Origin of the sequence: Micromonospora sp. L32, assembly GCF_052068055.1 — a bacterium.
In the GTDB taxonomy this organism is placed as follows: Bacteria; Actinomycetota; Actinomycetes; order Mycobacteriales; family Micromonosporaceae; genus Micromonospora; species Micromonospora purpureochromogenes.
Window position 1 is genome coordinate 210,564 of record NZ_JBQHDD010000011.1, and the last position, 17,626, is coordinate 228,189.

The window sequence follows — 17,626 nt, forward strand, 5'->3', positions numbered from 1 at the left end:
GCGTCGCCCCGGTGGGCCGGGGAGTTCGCGTTGATCGGGCGGCGGAGCGCCCTACGGCGCCGCGCCGCCTGCTGCGGTGGCCGCGTGTCGCGAGCCGCTGATTCCAAGAGCGCCATTGGTCTTCCTGCTCCCGCATGTTCGACCTGTCGTGCCGGCTCGGCGGCGAGGTGCCCGATCTCGTCCTGCGCTTGCCGGGCCAGACTAAACATGATTAATTTACGGCGTCAAGTAACTCTCTTGTAACCGTCCACGGAGGCCGTGACCCATGCTTTCCGGCGCTGAAGCCGTACTCGCCCTCCGTGCCGGAGGCACCGCTCTCGTCGTCGAGGTGCGCCATCCCACCCCCCGGGTCCTGCACTGGGGGGCGGATCTCGGAGACCAGACGGATGTCCACGGCGACGATCTTCGGCTCACCGCGGAACCCGCGGTCCTCAACAACTCACCCGACGAACCCCGGGTCCTGTCCGTGTGGCCGAGCGAGTACGACGGCTGGTCGGGCACGACCGCGCAGTCGGGGAACGCGGCGGGGTACGCGACGACCCCGCGGCCCCGGCTCGAATCGCATCGCATCGACGTCCCCGACGACGGAGTCGGCGGCAGGATCGAGTTCGGATTCGTCGACCGGGTGACGGCCTTGCGGTCCTCGCTCGTCTACGAACTGGACCGCTTCGGCGTGCTCGCCGTGCGGATGAGCATCGAACGCGACGCCGCTCTCCACCCGTCGACCGGCGGCGCCCCGTACACACTCGACGGCCTCCTCGCCCTCATGCCCGTGCCCGAACGGGCCACCGAGCTGCTCGACTTCACCGGGAAGTGGTGCCGTGAGCGCGCCCCGCAGCGCACGCCGTTCGGGTTCGGTACGCACGCCCGCGCCACCCGTCGCGGCAAGCCCGGACACGACTCGCCCTATCTCCTCGTCGCCGGCACGCCGTCGTTCGGCTTCGGCCACGGCGAGGTCTGGGCGATGCACCTGGCGTGGAGCGGCGAGCAGCGCTACCTCGCCGAACGCCTCCCCGAGGGAGCCGGTGCGTTCTCCGCCGTCATCGGCGCGGGCGAGTCCCTGCGCTCGGGTGAGGTCCTGCTCGCCGACGGCGACCGCTACGAGGCGCCGACGGTGCTGTTCATCTGGTCCGATGCCGGCACCGACGGCCTCGCGGACCGCTTGCACCGCCGACTGCGCAGCCGGCCGAACCACCCCTCGACGCCCCGGCCGCTGGTGCTGAACACCTGGGAGGCCGTCTACTTCGACCACGATCTCGACCGGCTCACCCAGCTCGTGAAACGAGCCGCCGAGGTGGGCGTCGAGCGGATCGTGCTCGACGACGGCTGGTTCCACCGCCGCCGCCAGGCCGACGCCGGCCTCGGCGACTGGTTCGTCGACCGCGACGTGTGGCCGGACGGCCTCGGCCCGTTCGTCGAGGTCGTGCGTTCCCACGGCATGCAGTTCGGGCTCTGGTTCGAGCCCGAGATGGTCAACCTGGACTCGGAGCTCGCCGAACGGCATCCGGACTGGATCCTCGGGCCGAGCGCCGGTCTCGGGCCGAGCTCCAGGCAGCAGTACGTGCTCGACATCGCCCGCCCCGAGGCGTACGAACACCTTCTCACCCGCATCGACGCTCTCGTCCGTGAGCACTCGATCGACTACCTCAAGTGGGACCACAACCGCGACCTGATCGAGGCGGTCAGCCGCGAGGCGAGCGGCGACCGGCCCAGCGTCCGCCGGCAGACGCTCGCGCTCTACCGGCTCCTCGACGAACTGCGCGAACGGCATCCGGGCCTGGAGATCGAGACGTGTTCCGGCGGCGGCGGGCGGGTCGATCTCGGCATCCTCGACCGCACCGACCGGGTGTGGGCCTCGGACTGCAACGACCCGGTGGAACGCGTGCAGATCGAGCGGTGGACGCGGGCACTCGTGCCGCCGGAACTGATCGGCTCGCACCTCGGATCGGCCCGGGCCCACACCACCTCCCGCACGACCGACCTGTCGTTCCGGCTCATCGCGTCGCTCACGGCGCACCCGGGTATCGAGCAGGACCTCACCGTCGCGAGCGACAGCGAACTCGCGACGATCGCCGCGTGGTCGCGGCTGTATCGGGAGATCCGGCCGCTCCTCCAGACGGGACGGGTGGTCAACGCCGACCTCGCTGACGACGCGACCGCGCTCTACGGCACCGTCGCCCGCGACGGCTCGAGAGCCTTGTTCACCTGGGTGCGGTTCCAGACCTCCGCGGCCGGTCAATCCGGCCGGGTCCGCTTCCCCGGACTCGACCGCACCGTCCGCTACCGGGTCGCCATCCGGGAGGAACTCGGCGCGGCGAGCCGGCACCAGGGGCGAGACCCCGAGTGGGTGGCCCGCGCCGCCGAACACCCGATCGAACTCTCCGGCGCCGTGCTCGCGGGCGCCGGCGTTCCCATGCCGACGCTCAACCCGCAGCAGGCGATGCTCATCGACATCGAAAGGATCCCATGAACAAGCCGACCATCCTCTTCGCCGGCGACAGCGTCACCGACTGCGGGCGGCGTGAAGACCCCACCGGGCTCGGCGACGGATACGTGCGCCGGATCGCCGAGACGCTGGGCAGCGAGGCGCACTGGCTCAACCGCGGCATCAGCGGCGATCGGAGCCGCGATCTCCGCGAAAGGTGGGACCGAGATGTGCTGGCGGCGCGGCCGACGCTCGTGAGCATTCTCGTCGGCGTCAACGACACCTGGCGACGCTACGACAGCGACGACCCCACCCCGGCGGCGGACTTCGAGACGAACTGTCGGGCGCTGCTCGAGCCAATCGCCGCCGACCGGGTCGAACTCGTGCTCATCGAGCCATTCCTGCTCCCGGTTCGGGCGGAGCAGATCGCCTGGCGCGACGACCTCGAACCGAAGATCGCGATCGTACGGAGCCTCGCGCGGGAGTACGACGCCGCGCTCGTGCCGGCGGACACGGCCCTCAACGCCCTCGGCGACGCAGCCGGCCTCGCGCCCGACGGCGTACACCCGAGTCATCGCGGTCACCAGGCGCTTGCGACGCTGTGGCTGGAACACGCGACTTCCCAGTTGACGGCGGTGCTCCGACGTCGGGGTGACGCGCCGCCTCGCCCCATGCCCGAAGCACCGTTGCCCGCGACATGATCGGCCGGGCGAATCGCAGTCCCCACAGCCGAACCTACGGTTCGGTTACCTGCAACCGGGAAGCCAGCAGATCCGACCTGGTGTTACATGCCAAGTAAGGCCGAGTTCTACTTGCCCCGTACTCGAGCAGGAGACAGAGAAGATGGCGAAGGCATACTGGATCAACACCTTCCGGTCGATCAAAGACGAGAAGAAGCTGGTCGCCTACGTTGAGCTGGCCGGGCCGGCGATGCGCGCCGCGGGTGGCAGGTTCCTGGCGCGCGGACTTCCGGCTCGAGCGTTCGAGTCCGGAATCATGGAGCGCACCACGCTGATCGAGTTCGACAGTGTCGACGCCGCCGTCGCGGCCTACAACAGCCCCGCCTACCAGCAGGCGCTCCGGGTGCTCGACGACGGAGCCGAACGCGACCTGCGCATCATCGAGGCGCTTTCCTGAACGCACGCCGCCGGCGTTGAAGCCCCGCCTCCGGTTTTCAGCGTTGTGGGCCGATCCTGCACACGTGGTATTGACGGATCCGCCAGGAACCCGCGCTGAACTGGAGGGCCAGGGACAGGTACACCGGGGCTTCCCAGCCGGTGGGATCGCGGAAAACGACGTGGGCGAAACCACCAGCCGCCCCCTGGCCGATCGAGTAGGTGTGCAACACGGTCACGTCCGCGCTGCGATCGTCGGGTGCGGCGCCGTAGTAGGCACGTACCATCTGCCGGCCGACGAGCACCTCGGGGCCGAAGCCGAGGAAGAGGGCATCCGGGTGGAACAGGTCGGCCATGGCCTCGACATCATGGTCGTCAAATGCTGCCTTCCACCGGCCGAGCACCTCGTCCATCGGATTGCTGGTCATGGGGCTCCTCGTTCTGGCATGACCTCGGCCGAGGGTGGTCCGGGCCTTCATCCGTCAATCGTGCCCGTTCGGCTCGCCGCTACTGACTGCTTTGAACATCTCGGACATCGCGGGGGATGTGCCGCTTCGTCGTTCGTGAATCGGGTCGCCAGTCGTAGCGCTTGAGACTGGAGAAGATCGGCTCGACCCGCGCTGCCCGCGCACTGCCTGGACCGGCTCACCCGGCTGGGCTTCACCAGGTCCACCGTGGCGCTCGGCGACCAGGTGGCGTTCGCCCTTGATGGCTGGCGGCCGGCGGGCGAGGTGGCGGCGTACGTGCGGGCGCTGCCCCACGAGGCCAACTCGGGCGACGTCTACGCCCGCGCCCGGCCCGCCTGACCCGCCTGGTGGACGTCAGGCAGCGGCGAAGGCGGTGAGCCGGTCCAGGCCGGCCGGTTCGGTCATCGGATCACGGTAGGCGCCGGCACGCCCCGCGGACGACCCCGTTTCCTCGCATCGACGCTGGTGACACCCTGGATCGGCCGCGCTGCCCAGAGGCAGTTTTTTCAGGTTTCGAACTTAGCCATGTTTCGTTACCCGCCCGTTATTGACGTGACCTCCGCCACTTCGGTTGACTGCGACGGAACCGCTTCCGCAACCGGTTCCGAAACAAGGCCTCACCCCTTCGACCCGGGAGCGTCACGTGCCGATCACCATCGCCGACGTCGCCACCCGCGCGGGGGTGAGCAAGACGACGGTCTCCCGGGTGCTCAACGGCAAGGGCGAGGTGCACGTCCGCACCGCCGACCGGGTCCGCGCGGTCATCAACGCCCTTGGGTACGTGCCGAGCGCCCGCGCGGTCGGCCTGGCCCGCGGGCGTACCCGGGTGGTCGGCATGCTGGTGCCCGCCCTGACCTGGCCCTGGATGGGCGAGGTGCTCCAGGGCGCGGCCGACGTGGTCGAGGCCGAGGGGTATGGCATGCTGCTGTTCACCTGCACCCACGGCGACGAGTCGATGCGGCGGTTCGCCTCCCAGGTCTCCGCGAAGTCCTTCGACGGCCTGCTCGTGGTCGAGCCGGAGGGCACCCTCGACTACATCACCGAGCTGCACGAACGCGGACTGCCGGTCATCCTCATCGACGACCGCGGCCACCAGCCCGGCTTCCCGTCGGTGCGCACCACCAACGAGTCCGGCGCGCGAGCCGCAGCGGTGCACCTGCTGGCGCACGGGCGGAAGCGGCCGCTGGTCGTCACCGGCCTGAGCCGCTTCGGCTGCACCCGGGAGCGGCTGGCCGGCTTCGCGGATGGCTACGCCGACGCCGGCCTGCCCATCGACCCCGCCCTCGTCGTGGAGGGTGACTTCACCTTCGAGTGCGGGCGGGTCGCGGTGGAACGCCTGCTCGCCGACGGCGTGCCGTTCGACGCCGTCTTCGCGCACAACGACCTCTCCGCCGCCGGGGCGCTCCAGGCGCTGCGCGACGCCGGCCGGCGGGTCCCGGACGACGTGGCGGTGGTCGGCTTCGACGACCTGCCCCTGGCCGGGCACACCCACCCCCCGCTGAGCTCGGTCCGCCAGCCGTTGCGGGAGATGGGGGCGGCCGCCGCCCGCACCCTCATCGCCCACCTCGCCGGCACGCCGCTGCCCGACACCCCGACCGTCATTCCCACCAGCTTCACCGTCCGCGCCTCGACCGGCACCACCTGACCTCTCCACCGCTGTATCCACCACCCACACCGGCGGGAGCACCGCGCCCACCGGTGGCAACACCGCACACCCTCCATCCACCACATCCCGCTCGAGGATTGCGGGAGCACCGAGGGAGACCTCCATGAGAAGAAGGCAGTTCCTCGCCGTCGCGCTGGCCGGCGCGATGGCCACCGGCGTCGCCGCGTGCGGCGACAGCCCGAACGCGAACAAGAAGAACGGCCAGGCGGCCACGGTGCTGAACGTCGGCATGCCGAACGGCCCGCAGGCCGAGAACAACAACCCGTTCCTCACCACGTCCGCCGCAGCCTCGCTGGGCTACCGCTGGCAGATCTTCGAGCCGCTGATGATGTGGAACCCGGTGAAGCCGGCCGACCCGTTCAAGCCGTGGCTGGCGACCAAGGCCGAGTGGTCGTCAGACTACGCCTCGGTCAAGGTCACTATCCGAGACAACGCCACCTGGTCAGACGGGCAGAAGGTCACCGCCGAGGACGTCGCCTTCACCTACAACCTGGTCAAGAAGTACCCGGCGCTCAACGACCAGGGCGTGCCCTACACGGACGCGACCGCCAGCGGCAACGAGGTCACCATCAAGATGGCCAGCCCGCAGTTCGTGAACCAGCAGAAGGTGCTGTGGCGGGTGCCGATCGTGCCCAAGCACATCTGGGAGAAGATCAGCGACCCGACGACCGACACCGTCAAGCAGCCGGTCGGCAGCGGCCCGTACACCCTGAAGTCGTTCACCCCGGCCAGCATGACCCTGGCGGTACGCGACAGTGGCTACTGGCAGGACCTGCCGAAGGTCAAGGAGCTGCGCTACACCTCCTACACCGACAACAGCGCGCAGACCACCGCGCTGGCCAACGGCGAGTCGGAGTGGAGCTTCGTCTTCATCCCCAACTACCAGACCGTCTTTGTGGCCAAGGACCAGGAGCACCACAAGATGTGGGCGCCCGCGATCCTGGGCATCCACGGCCTCTACCTCAACACCACGAAGAAGCCGTTCGACGACCCGACGCTGCGCCGGGCCATGAACATGGTCATCGACCGCCAGGACATCTTCACCACGGCCGAGGCCGGGTACTTCCACCCGCTGGTGAAGAGCGTGACCGGCCTGCCCAGCCCGGCCGGTGACGCGTTCATCGCGTCGGAGTTCAAGGGCCAGGAGCACAAGGTCGACGTCGAGGGCGCCAAGGCGCTGCTCACCGGCGCCGGCTACAAGCTCGACGGCAACACCCTCAAGGACAAGACCGGCAAGGCCGTCACGATCAAGCTGACCGACCCGGCCGGGTGGTCCGACTACCAGACCAGCCTCGAGATCGTGAAGGACAACCTGTCGAAGATCGGCATCGCCGCGACGGTCGACAAGGCCAACCAGGACGCCTGGTTCCGCAACGTCGAGCAGGGCAACTTCGAGGCGACCTTCCGGTGGACCGAGGGCGGTGCCACGCCGTACGACATCTACCGGACGATCATGGACGGCCGGCAGCTCAAGCCGATCGGCACCGCCTCCCCGGCGGGCAACTTCGGCCGCTTCAACAACAAGCAGGCGACCGACGCCCTGGTCGCCTACGCGAACGCCACCGACGAGGCGGCCCGTACCGCCGCGATGAGCACGCTGCAGAAGATCTTCGTCGACCAGATGCCGATGATCCCGGTCGGCGCGGACAACATCGGCGGCGCGTACAGCACGAAGAACTGGACCGGCTGGCCCGACGACTCGAACCCGTACGGCGCCATGCAGCCCACCCAGCCCAACGCGCTGGACGTGGTCCTGCACCTGAAGCCCGCCGGTAGCTGACCCCCGACACCGCCTCCCCGGTCGGCCCCGGCCGACCGGGGAGGCGGCACCAGATATTCGTGACATCGCGATCCCAGACAGGAACTCGGCATGACGTTGAGCGAGAGCGCGGCGGCACCCGCCGACGAGGTGGTGCTGGAGGCCGTCGGCCTGACCAAGCACTTCCCCGTCCGCAGACGGCTGCGTGACCTCTTCTCCCGGACGCCGGCAGTCGTGCACGCCGTCGACGACGTATCGTTCGCGCTGCGTCGCGGCCGGGTGACCGCGCTGGTCGGGGAGTCCGGCTCCGGCAAGTCCACGGTGGCCCGGCTGCTGGCCCAGATCTACCCCCGCACCGCCGGCGACCTCCGCCTGCACGGCACGTCGACCAGGGTGCGCGGCGGTCGTCCGTTCCGGTCGTACGTGCGACGGGTCCAGCTGATCCTGCAGGACCCGTTCGCGTCGTTGAATCCGGTGCACACCGTCCGCTACCACCTCACCCGATCGCTGCGGATCCACGGCAACGCCGGGCGCAGCGCCGAGGACCTGGAGGCGGCCCTCGGCAAGCTGCTCACCCGGGTCAGCCTCACCCCGCCCGAGCGCTACCTGGACGCCTTCCCGCACGAGCTCTCCGGCGGCCAGCGGCAGCGGGTCGCCATCGCCCGGGCGCTCGGCGCCGACCCGGAGGTGCTCCTCGCCGACGAGCCGGTCTCCATGCTCGACGTCTCGATCCGCCTCGGCGTGCTCAACCTGCTCCAAGACCTCAAGCAGCGGCTCAACATCGCCATCCTCTACATCACGCACGACATCGCCTCGGCCCGCTACTTCGCCGACGAGACGATCGTGATGTACGCCGGCCGGATGGTCGAGGGCGGCGACAGCGAGACCGTCACCCAGAACCCGGCCCACCCGTACACCCGGCTGCTCACCGATTCGGCGCCAGACCCCGAGCGCATCACCGGCGACGGCGCCGGCGTCGACGCGGCCGCCGGGGAGGACCGCGGTCAGGGCGAGCCGCCGAGCCTGATCACCCCGCCCGCCGGCTGCCGGTTCCACCCCCGGTGCCCGCACGCCATGCGGCGCTGCACGGCGGACCTGCCGCCACGGCTGACCATCGGCGACCGGCCCGGCCACTGGGCGGCCTGCTGGCTCTACGACCCGGCCACCGTCGCCGCCGACACTCCCGGCTCCGCCGCGCCGGACGCCGACCCGGCCGTGCCACCGCCCCCGGCAGCGGTCGAGCGGGACGACAACGCCACCTTGGAGGAGACCCGATGAGATTCCTCCTGCAGCGCACGGCCTTCTACCTGTTCACCGCATGGGCGGCCATCACGCTCAACTTCTTCATCCCGCGGTTGGTCCCGGGCGACCCGGTGCAGTCCCTCATCTCGCGCAACCAGGGCCGGATCAGCGCCGACGCCATCGAGTCGCTGCGCGTGCTGTTCGGGCTGGACGCGAACGAGAACGTCTGGGAGCAGTACCTGCACTACTGGGGACAGCTCCTCCACGGCGACCTGGGGCTGTCGTTCACCTTCTTCCCGGCGCCGGTGTCGACGGTGATCGGCGACAGCCTGCCGTGGACGATCGGCCTGGTCGGCATCACCACGATCATCAGCTTCCTCCTCGGCACCGCGCTCGGCGTCGGCGCCGGCTGGCGGCGCGGCTCCTGGGTCGACGGCCTCCTGCCGGCCACCACGTTCCTGTCCTCGATTCCGTACTTCTGGCTGGGCCTCGTCGCCATCGCCCTGTTCGCCGGCCCGGGAAGCTTCTTCCCGTCCTCCGGCGGCTACGAGCCGGGCCTCGTGCCAGCGTTCGACCAGTACTTCATCCCGAGCGCGATCCAGCACAGCATCCTGCCCGCCGCCACCATCCTGGTCTCCTCGATGAGCGGGTGGATCCTCAGCATGCGCAACATGATGGTCACCGTCTCCTCAGAGGACTACATCACGGTCGCCCACGCGAAGGGGCTGTCCGAGCGCCGGGTCGCCCTCAGCTACGCGGCCCGCAACGCGCTGCTGCCGAACGTGTCGGGCTTCGCCCTGTCGCTCGGGTTCATCGTCGGCGGCACGCTGCTGGTGGAGATCGTCTTCTCCTACCCCGGGCTCGGCTACCAGCTCTTCCAGGCCGTCGGCGCCAAGGACTACCCGCTGATGCAGGGCATCTTCCTGATCATCACGATCTCCGTGCTGGTGGCGAACCTGCTCGCCGACGTCGCGTACCTGCTTCTCGACCCGCGGACCCGAAAGAGCTGAGCGATGACCATCTCACCGTCGAGCATCGAGCAGGTCATCCCCGGTCAGGGGGCGATGGCCCAGCCGTCGGCCGCGCCGGGCCGAGCGAAGCGGCGCCGGTTCCGGTTCGTCGCCAACGCCAAGGCCGCCACCGGGCTGGTAATCCTGGGCATCTACTGCCTCTTCGCGGTGATCGGGCCGTGGGTGGCGCCGTACGACCCGGACGCGCGCAGCAGCGACGTGCTCCAGGCGCCGTCGGCCACGCACTGGTTCGGCACGACCCACCTCGGGCAGGACATCTTCAGCCAGATCCTGGTCGGCGCGCGCAGCGTCATGCTGGTGGGACTGGTCGCCGGTGTGCTGGCGACGATCCTGTCCATCCTCATCGGCGTGACCGCCGGCTACATCGGCGGCGCGGCCGACGAGGGCCTGTCGGCCCTGTCCAACGTGTTCCTGGTCATCCCCGCGCTGCCGCTGATCATCATCGTGACGTCGATCGTCGAGCAGGCCAGCGACACGCTGGTCGCGCTCATCATCGGCTGCACCTCGTGGGCGTGGGGCGCCCGGGTGCTACGCGCCCAGACATTGTCCCTGCGGCGCCGCGACTACGTCGAGGCGGCCCGGGCCACCGGCGAGCGGACCTGGCGCATCATCCTGTTCGAGATCCTGCCCAACCTCACCGCCATCATCGCGTCCGGCTTCGTCGGCACCGTCATCTTCGCCGTCATGTCGGAGATCACCCTGGCCTTCATCGGCATCTCGTCGATCTCATCCTGGAACTGGGGCACCATCCTGTTCTGGGCCCAGGGCCAGCAGGCCCTCGCGCAGGGCGCCTGGTGGTGGTTCGTCCCGGCCGGGCTGGCCATCGCGCTGCTCGGCACCGCCCTCGCCCTGATCAACTTCGGCATCGACGAGTTCGTCAGCCCCCGGCTGCGCAGCGCCGGCAAGACCCGGATCCGCACCGCCGACGGCCGCACCGTGCGGATGCGGGTCGGCTTCACCCCCGTGCTGGCCCCTACCCCGTCCGTCCCGACGCCACGGGCTGCCACCACCCGAGAGGACGTTGTGCGATGAGCGATCCGGTGCTGGAGATCCGCGGGCTGCGCGTCGACTACGGGCTCGGCGACGCGGCGGTGCACGCCGTCCGCGACGTCGACCTGACCCTGCACCGGGGCGAGGTGCTGGGGCTGGCCGGGGAGAGCGGCAGCGGCAAGTCCACCCTGGCGTACGGGCTGACCCGGCTGCTACCGCCGCCCGGGGTCGTCAGCGGCGGCCAGGTGGTCTACCACCCGGTCGACGGCCCGCCGGTGGACGTGCTGACCCTCAGCCCGGCGCAGCTGCGGAAGTTCCGCTGGGCGGAGACCTCGATCGTGTTCCAGGGCGCGATGAACTCGCTCAACCCGGTGCACAAGGTCTCCACCCAGCTGCTCGACGTGATCAAGGCGCACGAGCCGACGAGCACGGCGGCGGGCCGGCTGGCCCGGGCCCGGGACCTGCTCCGCCTGGTCGGCATCGCCGCCGACCGGCTGGACAGCTACCCGCACCAGCTCTCCGGCGGCATGCGGCAACGCGTGATGATCGCGATGGCGCTGGCGCTGGAACCGCAGGTGGTCATCATGGACGAGCCGACCACCGCGCTGGACGTGGTGATGCAGAGGCAGATCCTCGGCCAGCTCGCCGAGCTGCGGGAGCGGCTGGGCTTCGCGGTGCTGTTCATCACCCACGACCTGTCGCTGCTGGTCGAGTTCTCCGACCGGATCGCCATCATGTACGGCGGCCGGATCGTGGAGGAGGCGCCCGCCGCGCAGCTCTACCGGCGGGCCCTGCACCCGTACACCGAGGGGTTGCTGCAGTCCTTCCCGGCGCTGCGCGGCCCGCGCCGCGAGCTGACCGGCATCCCCGGCTCGCCGCCGGACCTGCGGGCCATGCCGGAGGGTTGCGCGTTCCACCCGCGCTGTCCGAAAGCCTTCGACCCGTGCGACAAGAAGGTGCCGGCGCTGGGCCCGCCCGTCGACGACCACCCGGGCCGGCACGTCGCCTGCTGGCTGCACCCGGTCGCCGCGCCGGTACCCCGCTGACCCCCGCTCTCCGTCCGACAGAACGACCCGCTACCGCGAGGAGAACCATGGACACCCACCTCACCAGCCCGACCACCGACGGCTCCAGGTCGCCGCGTGGCGTCAGACGCGCTGAGCTGGAGTCGTCGCACGGGCAGGCCGACCCGATCGACACCCTCCCGCCGGCCTTCCGGTGGGGGGTGGCGACCTCGTCGTACCAGATCGAGGGCGCGGTGGCCGAGGACGGCCGGACGCCGTCGATCTGGGACACCTTCTGCCACGTCCCGGGCGCGGTGGCCAACGGGGACCACGGCGACGTGGCCTGCGACCACTACCACCGGATGCCGCAGGACGTGGCACTCATCGCCGACCTGGGCCTGGACACCTACCGGTTCTCGGTGGCCTGGCCGCGGGTGCAGCCGGGCGGGCGCGGGCCGGCCAACCCGGCCGGGCTGGCCTTCTACGACCGCCTGGTGGACGAGCTGCTGGGCCGCGGGATCGACCCGTGGGTGACGCTCTACCACTGGGACCTGCCGCAGGAGCTGGAGGACGCGGGCGGCTGGCCGAACCGGGACACCGCCCACCGCTTCGCCGACTACGCGGAGCTGGTCTTCGGCGCCCTCGGCGACCGGGTGAAGACCTGGACCACGCTGAACGAGCCGTGGTGCTCGGCGATGCTCGGGTACGCGTACGGCCTGCACGCCCCGGGCCGGCGAGACCTCGGCGCCGGGATCGCGGCCGCGCACCACCTGCTGCTCGGGCACGGGTTGGCGACGCAGCGGCTGCGCGCGGCGGGCAGCCCGATCGAGCTGGGCATCACCCTCAACATGGCCACCGCCGACCCGGCCACCGACAGCCCCGCCGACCGGGACGCCGCTCGGGCGGCGGACGGCCTGGGCAACCGGATCTACCTGGACCCGCTCTTCCACGGCCGCTACCCGGAGGACGTGGTGGCAGACCTAGCCGCCGAGGGGGTGCGCATCCCGGTCGAGGACGGCGACCTGGCGGTCATCTCGTCCCCGATCGACGTGCTCGGGGTGAACTACTACTTCGGGCAGGCGCACTCGGGAGTGGACGAGCAGGGCCGGGAGCGGGAGGACGACGGCCGGCCGGTGCGCCGGGTCGTCCGCCGGGACCTGCCGCGTACCGCGATGGACTGGGAGATCGTGCCGGAGTCCTTCACCGAGCTGCTGGTCCGGCTGCACCGGGACTACCCGGGCGTGCCCATGGTGATCACCGAGAACGGGGCGGCCTTCGACGACAAGCCGGACGCCGACGGGTTCGTGGCCGACGACGACCGGGTGGCGTACCTGACCGAGCACCTGCGGGCGGTGGCCCGGGCCCGGCAGGCCGGCGCGGACGTGCGCGGCTACTTCGCCTGGTCGCTGCTGGACAACTTCGAGTGGGCGTACGGCTACGACAAGCGGTTCGGCATCGTCCGGGTGGACTACGACACCCAGCGGCGCACGCCGAAGCGCAGCGCGCACTGGTACCGCGACACCATCCGGCGGGTGCGCGGGGAGCGCTGACCGGCCGCTCCGGGCGGCCGCGCGGGATCCTCCCGGGCGGCTGCCCCGCCGCGCCCGGGCACCTTGCCGGCCACATTTTTCATGTCTTGACATAAGCAGGTGCGAGGGGTTTTCTCGTTCACGGATGTCGATTTATCCGGAAGGAGCATCCGTGTCCCCCACCACCGTTCCCCGGCTCGCCGGCCGCGCCGTCCTGGCGCTCTGCCTCGCGGCCGGCACCCTCGCCCTCACCCCGCCGCCGGCCGCGCAGGCCGCCGGCGAGACCGTCAACGTCTGGCTGACCACCACCTCCGACTCCGGCGGGCGGACCGTCACCCGGGGCCTGCAGCAGCAGAGCCCGCTGAGTTTCGCCGCCAGCAGCCCCGCCGCCGCGCACACCGTCACCGTCGACGAGAACACCCGGTACCAGCCGTTCGAGGGCGCCGGGGCGTCCATCACCGACACCACCGCGTACCTGCTACGCGGCGGGCCGGTGAGCGCGGCCACCCGGGACGAGGTGATGCGCAAGCTGTTCAGCCCCACCGACGGCATCGGCCTGTCCTACGTGCGCAACCCGATCGGCGCCTCCGACCTGTCCCGGCCCGGCAACGTCTCGCTCGACGACACCTGCTGCGACCTGAACGACTTCGGGGCCAACGGCTACGACACGAACGTCGAGTTGCTCACCGCCCAGGCCCGGCAGCTCAACCCGGCGCTGCGGGTGATGGTGGTGCCGTGGAGCGCGCCCGGCTGGATGAAGGACAACGGCCGGATGGACCAGATGGGCTGGCTCAAGTGGGAGTACTACGCCACCTACGCCCAGTACTTCGTCAAGACCATCCAGGCGTACGCGGCCCGGGGCGTGAAGGTCGACTACCTCTCGGTGCAGAACGAGCCGAACTGCTGCCAGGCCGGCAACCCCACCGCGATGGACTACCCGGGGATGAGCTGGAACTCCTCCGGCCTGGTCGAGCTGACCAAGAACTTCGTCTACCCGGCGTTCCGCGCCGCCGGCATCACCACCAAGGTGCTCGTGCACGACTGGAACTACGGCGACTACGGCACCATCGGCTCCGGGTTGCTCGCCGACGGCGCGGTCCGCACCGACCCGCTCTTCGGCGGCATCGCCTGGCACGGCTACTGGGGTGACCCGGCGGTTGGCAGCCAGGTGCACGGCCAGTACCCGGCGGTGCCGCAGTTCAGCACCGAGCACTCCGGCGGCACCTGGATCGCCAACCAGCACAACGAGGACATGGCCGACATCGTGAACTACGCCCGGAACTGGAGCCGGAGCGTGGTGAAGTGGAGCCTCGCGGTCAACCAGTTCATGGGCCCGCACAACGGCGGCTGCGGCACCTGCACCGGCCTCATCACGGTGCAGGAGGGCGGCGCCCGCGCCGGCCAGGTCGACTACACGATCGAGTACTACACCACCGGGCACCTGACCAAGTTCGTCCGGCCGGGGGCGGTGCGGATCGACTCCACCGCCAACGGCACCGTGCAGAACGTCGCGTACCGCAACCCGGACGGGACCAAGGCGCTGCTGGCGCACAACGGCGGCAGCTCCGCCCAGTCGGTGAAGGTGGTCTGGGGCGGGCAGTCCTTCACCTACACCCTGCCAGCCCGCACCACCGCCACGTTCACCTGGTCCGGCAGCCAGTCGGGCGGGGGCGGCACGCCGACCGGCCCGATCACCGGCATCGGCGGCAAGTGCCTCGACGTCACCGACAACACCAGCGCCGACGGCACGCCGGCGCAGATCTGGAGCTGCACCGGCGGCGCGAACCAGCAGTGGACCCGGGCCGCCGACGGCACCCTCCGCTCGCTGGGCAAGTGCCTCGACGTGGCCGGGGGCGGCACCGCCGACGGCACGAAGGTGCAGTTGTGGACCTGCAACGGCAGCGCCGCCCAGCGGTGGACCTGGACGGCCGGGCGGGACCTGGTGAACCCGCAGGCGAACAAGTGCCTGGACGTCACCGGCAACACCTCCGCCGACGGCACCAAGACGCAGATCTGGAGCTGCACCGGCGGGGCCAACCAGAAGTGGAACCTCCCGTCCTGAGCCGGGGCCGGGCCGGCGGCGCTCCCGCCGCCGGCCCGGTGGCTCAGCGGGTCCGCGTCCGGGGCCGCCGCGCGGCCTGCGCCGGGACCACCCGGGCGACGGGTTCGCGCGGCACGCCGCCGTGGCGCAGCAGCCGGGCCATCGGCAGGGTGGCCGCGCCCATCGCGACCGCGTCCGGTCCGAGCCGGCACAGCTCGATCGAGGTCTGGGCGTACGGCTGGCGCAGCGCGTGCCGCGCGGTGACCTCGCGGATCTGCGGCAGGTAGCGCTCGCCCAGGGCCAGGCCGGCCCAGCCGCCCAGCACCACCCGGTCGGGGTTGAACAGGTTCACCAGGTTCGCCACCCCGGCGCCGAGGTAGCCGACCGTCTCGTCGAGCACCTTGGCGGCGGTGCGGCTGGTGGCCCGCAGCAGCTCGCCGAAGGCGGTCTCCTCGTCGCCGCCGGTCGCCGGGCGACCACGGTTGGCCTGGCGGAACCGGTCGAGCACCCCTTCCGCCCCGACGTACGCCTCGAGGCAGCCGAGGTTGCCGCAGCGGCAGCGACGGCCCCCGTACACGATGGTGGTGTGCCCCCACTCGCCGGCGCTGCTGTGCGCGCCGCGGTAGCCCACGCCGTCGGCCACCACGCAGGCCCCGACGCCGGAGCCGACCAGGGCAACGACCGCGTGCTGGACGCCGCGGCCGGCGCCGAACCACATCTCGGCCTGGCCGAGGGTCTTCGCGCCGTTGTCGATGTGCACCGGGATGTCGGTGCCGGCGCGCAGCATGGCGCCGAGTGGCACGCCGTCCCAGCCGAGGGTCTGCGCGTGCACCACGGCGTCGGCGGCGCGCTCGACGGTGCCGGAGACGGCGACGCCGAAGCCGAGCACCGCCGCCGGGTCGATGCCGGCCTGCTCGATCACCGCGGTGAGACCGTGCAGCAGGTGGTCGGTGACCTGCCGGGGGTCGGGCTCGGCGGCGGCGATCGGGTACTCCGCCTTGGCGAGGGCGGTCATCGCCAGGTCGAAGAGTTCGACCTGCACCCGGGTCTCGCCGACGTCGGCGCCGACCAGGTAGCCGTAGCCGGGGGCGACCCGCAGCAGCACCCGCGGGCGGCCGCCGTCGGACTCGACCAAGCCGGCCTCCTCGACCAGGCCCTCGGCGATCATCTCGCCGACCAGGTTGCTCACGCTGGCCAGGCTCAGCGCGGTGGACTGCCCCAGCTCGTGCCGGCTCAGCGGGCCGTCCAGCCAGATCCGGGTGAGCAGGACCGACCGGTTGGCACGACGCATGTCGCGCACGGTGGTGCGTTTGGCGTCCACGTCCGCCGCCATCCTCTCCCGGCCGCCCCCGGCGGCCTGCTTCATGCGGTGAACCAAGTGCTGACAGACTACTGCGCGTTTACATTTAACAAAGTTAACTGCTAGGGCGAGCGCATTGATGAAGTGCTATGCCAGGCGACTCAGACGCGGGTTGACCGCCGCGCTCGGCGGCGTCGCGCTGCTCGCCGCCACCGAGCTCGCCGCCACGCAGACCGCCCTGGTGGCCTGCTCCGCGCCGGCCTGGGCCGAGGGCGTCACCTGGACCGCCGGCAGCTCGGCCACCTACGCCGCCCGCCTCGGCCGCCGATCCGGCGTGGTCGCCGGCTGGATCGCCGAAACCCAGGCCGAACGCCGACGCGCCCGAACAACACCACACGCCAGTCGAAGAGAAGACCGACGTCCCTCCTCGCTTCAGCGAGGAGCGGATCATTGCCGTCGTCGAGGAACTCGGAGACCATGCGTGCGCCCTGCGGGACGCCGAGCCGGAGGTCTACCGCAGCCTCGGGCTGCACCTGACGTACGACCCCGAAACACAAACGGTGCGGGCAAGAATGGATCTTGCCACGCGCCGTTGGGATTCGGTTCGTACCCGAGGGACGATCGCGACCATGAACCCATGATCGTCGTCTGGGAAGAACTACAGTTGGCACCCAGGTAACCATCGGCGCCGAGCTACGCCCTTGGGAATCGTTCGTGCAGGATGATCGACACCAACCAATTCCCCACCCGGGCTACGCATTCTCGGCGAACCCCTTGTTGCCCAGCCAGTTTGTCGGCGCTGTACCGGCCGGCTCGAGCCGGGTGAGCGGCAGCCGCTGCACCGGCACGACCACCCGTACCTGGTGGTGGCGATCCGGGGCGCGAAGAACGTGGTGCAGACCATGGACGGCACCGCATCGACGCCGACGAGCCGACCGACGACGTCGTCTACCGTGGCCCGGGCACCGTCCACATGCTCACCAATGTGGGCGGCACCGCGTACATCGCGCGCCTGGTCGAACTGAAGTAACCGTTGGCACGGCGGCATTGAATCCGG

15 protein-coding genes and 1 pseudogene are annotated in these 17,626 nt (G+C 70.8%); 13 read left to right on the forward strand and 3 right to left on the reverse strand.

From position 1 onward, the window contains the following. The first annotated feature begins 328 nt into the window (after positions 1 to 328). The 3 genes from ACTMTB_RS26670 (at position 329) to ACTMTB_RS26680 (ending at position 3,562) form a co-directional block, all read left to right on the forward strand. Positions 329 to 2,470: an alpha-galactosidase gene (locus ACTMTB_RS26670; RefSeq protein ID WP_441148948.1), complete on the forward strand. Its 2,142-nt coding sequence runs from the start codon at positions 329 to 331 to the stop codon at positions 2,468 to 2,470. After that, the gene (locus ACTMTB_RS26675; protein WP_441148949.1) at positions 2,467 to 3,126 is read left to right on the forward strand and encodes an SGNH/GDSL hydrolase family protein; all 660 of its coding nucleotides are present in this window, start codon (positions 2,467 to 2,469) and stop codon (positions 3,124 to 3,126) included. Before ACTMTB_RS26670 ends, ACTMTB_RS26675 begins: the two co-directional genes overlap by 4 nt. Before the next feature lie 142 nt (positions 3,127 to 3,268). Beyond that, positions 3,269 to 3,562, forward strand: coding sequence for a DUF1330 domain-containing protein (locus ACTMTB_RS26680; protein WP_441148950.1), 294 nt, complete (start codon positions 3,269 to 3,271; stop codon positions 3,560 to 3,562). Positions 3,563 to 3,599: 37 nt separating this feature from the next. On the opposite strand, the gene ACTMTB_RS26685 is transcribed toward ACTMTB_RS26680, so the two are convergent. Continuing rightward, positions 3,600 to 3,968, reverse strand: coding sequence for an SgcJ/EcaC family oxidoreductase (locus tag ACTMTB_RS26685; protein WP_441148951.1), 369 nt, complete (start codon positions 3,966 to 3,968; stop codon positions 3,600 to 3,602). 246 nt (positions 3,969 to 4,214) lie between these two features. Here ACTMTB_RS26685 and ACTMTB_RS26690 point away from each other — a divergent pair, with 246 nt between their 5' ends. The 9 genes from ACTMTB_RS26690 to ACTMTB_RS26730 all read left to right on the forward strand — a co-directional run bounded on the left by ACTMTB_RS26690 (position 4,215) and on the right by ACTMTB_RS26730 (position 15,290). Continuing rightward, complete coding sequence (locus tag ACTMTB_RS26690; protein ID WP_441148952.1) at positions 4,215 to 4,346, forward strand: hypothetical protein; 132 nt, start codon at positions 4,215 to 4,217, stop codon at positions 4,344 to 4,346. 304 nt (positions 4,347 to 4,650) lie between these two features. After that, positions 4,651 to 5,652 (forward strand): LacI family DNA-binding transcriptional regulator, encoded by a 1,002-nt coding sequence (locus tag ACTMTB_RS26695; RefSeq protein WP_441148953.1) that lies wholly within the window; start codon positions 4,651 to 4,653, stop codon positions 5,650 to 5,652. 124 nt (positions 5,653 to 5,776) lie between these two features. After that, positions 5,777 to 7,453 (forward strand): ABC transporter substrate-binding protein, encoded by a 1,677-nt coding sequence (locus ACTMTB_RS26700; RefSeq protein WP_441148954.1) that lies wholly within the window; start codon positions 5,777 to 5,779, stop codon positions 7,451 to 7,453. Positions 7,454 to 7,543: 90 nt separating this feature from the next. Next, a complete protein-coding gene (locus ACTMTB_RS26705; protein ID WP_441148955.1) occupies positions 7,544 to 8,710 on the forward strand; it encodes an ABC transporter ATP-binding protein in 1,167 nt (388 codons plus the stop codon). Further along, positions 8,707 to 9,684, forward strand: coding sequence for an ABC transporter permease (locus ACTMTB_RS26710; RefSeq protein ID WP_280839617.1), 978 nt, complete (start codon positions 8,707 to 8,709; stop codon positions 9,682 to 9,684). Before ACTMTB_RS26705 ends, ACTMTB_RS26710 begins: the two co-directional genes overlap by 4 nt. 3 nt (positions 9,685 to 9,687) lie before the next feature. Then, positions 9,688 to 10,737 carry an ABC transporter permease gene (locus ACTMTB_RS26715; RefSeq protein ID WP_441148956.1) on the forward strand — a complete coding sequence of 350 codons (1,050 nt, stop codon included), beginning with the start codon at positions 9,688 to 9,690 and terminating at the stop codon, positions 10,735 to 10,737. After that, positions 10,734 to 11,741, forward strand: a complete 1,008-nt coding sequence (locus ACTMTB_RS26720; protein ID WP_441148957.1) for an ABC transporter ATP-binding protein — start codon at positions 10,734 to 10,736, stop codon at positions 11,739 to 11,741. Before ACTMTB_RS26715 ends, ACTMTB_RS26720 begins: the two co-directional genes overlap by 4 nt. A gap of 47 nt (positions 11,742 to 11,788) precedes the next feature. Further along, positions 11,789 to 13,249, forward strand: coding sequence for a GH1 family beta-glucosidase (locus ACTMTB_RS26725; protein ID WP_441148958.1), 1,461 nt, complete (start codon positions 11,789 to 11,791; stop codon positions 13,247 to 13,249). 151 nt (positions 13,250 to 13,400) lie between these two features. Next, positions 13,401 to 15,290, forward strand: coding sequence for a ricin-type beta-trefoil lectin domain protein (locus ACTMTB_RS26730; RefSeq protein WP_441148959.1), 1,890 nt, complete (start codon positions 13,401 to 13,403; stop codon positions 15,288 to 15,290). Positions 15,291 to 15,333: 43 nt separating this feature from the next. On the opposite strand, the gene ACTMTB_RS26735 is transcribed toward ACTMTB_RS26730, so the two are convergent. Both ACTMTB_RS26735 and ACTMTB_RS26740 read right to left on the reverse strand, forming a co-directional pair. Then, positions 15,334 to 16,635, reverse strand: coding sequence for an ROK family transcriptional regulator (locus tag ACTMTB_RS26735; protein ID WP_441148960.1), 1,302 nt, complete (start codon positions 16,633 to 16,635; stop codon positions 15,334 to 15,336). 81 nt (positions 16,636 to 16,716) lie between these two features. Beyond that, a complete protein-coding gene (locus tag ACTMTB_RS26740; RefSeq protein ID WP_441148961.1) occupies positions 16,717 to 16,872 on the reverse strand; it encodes a hypothetical protein in 156 nt (51 codons plus the stop codon). Between the two features lie 506 nt (positions 16,873 to 17,378). Here ACTMTB_RS26740 and ACTMTB_RS26745 point away from each other — a divergent pair. Continuing rightward, positions 17,379 to 17,599 (forward strand): annotated as a pseudogene (locus ACTMTB_RS26745) (cupin); the annotation flags it as partial. Positions 17,600 to 17,626: the final 27 nt, after the last annotated feature.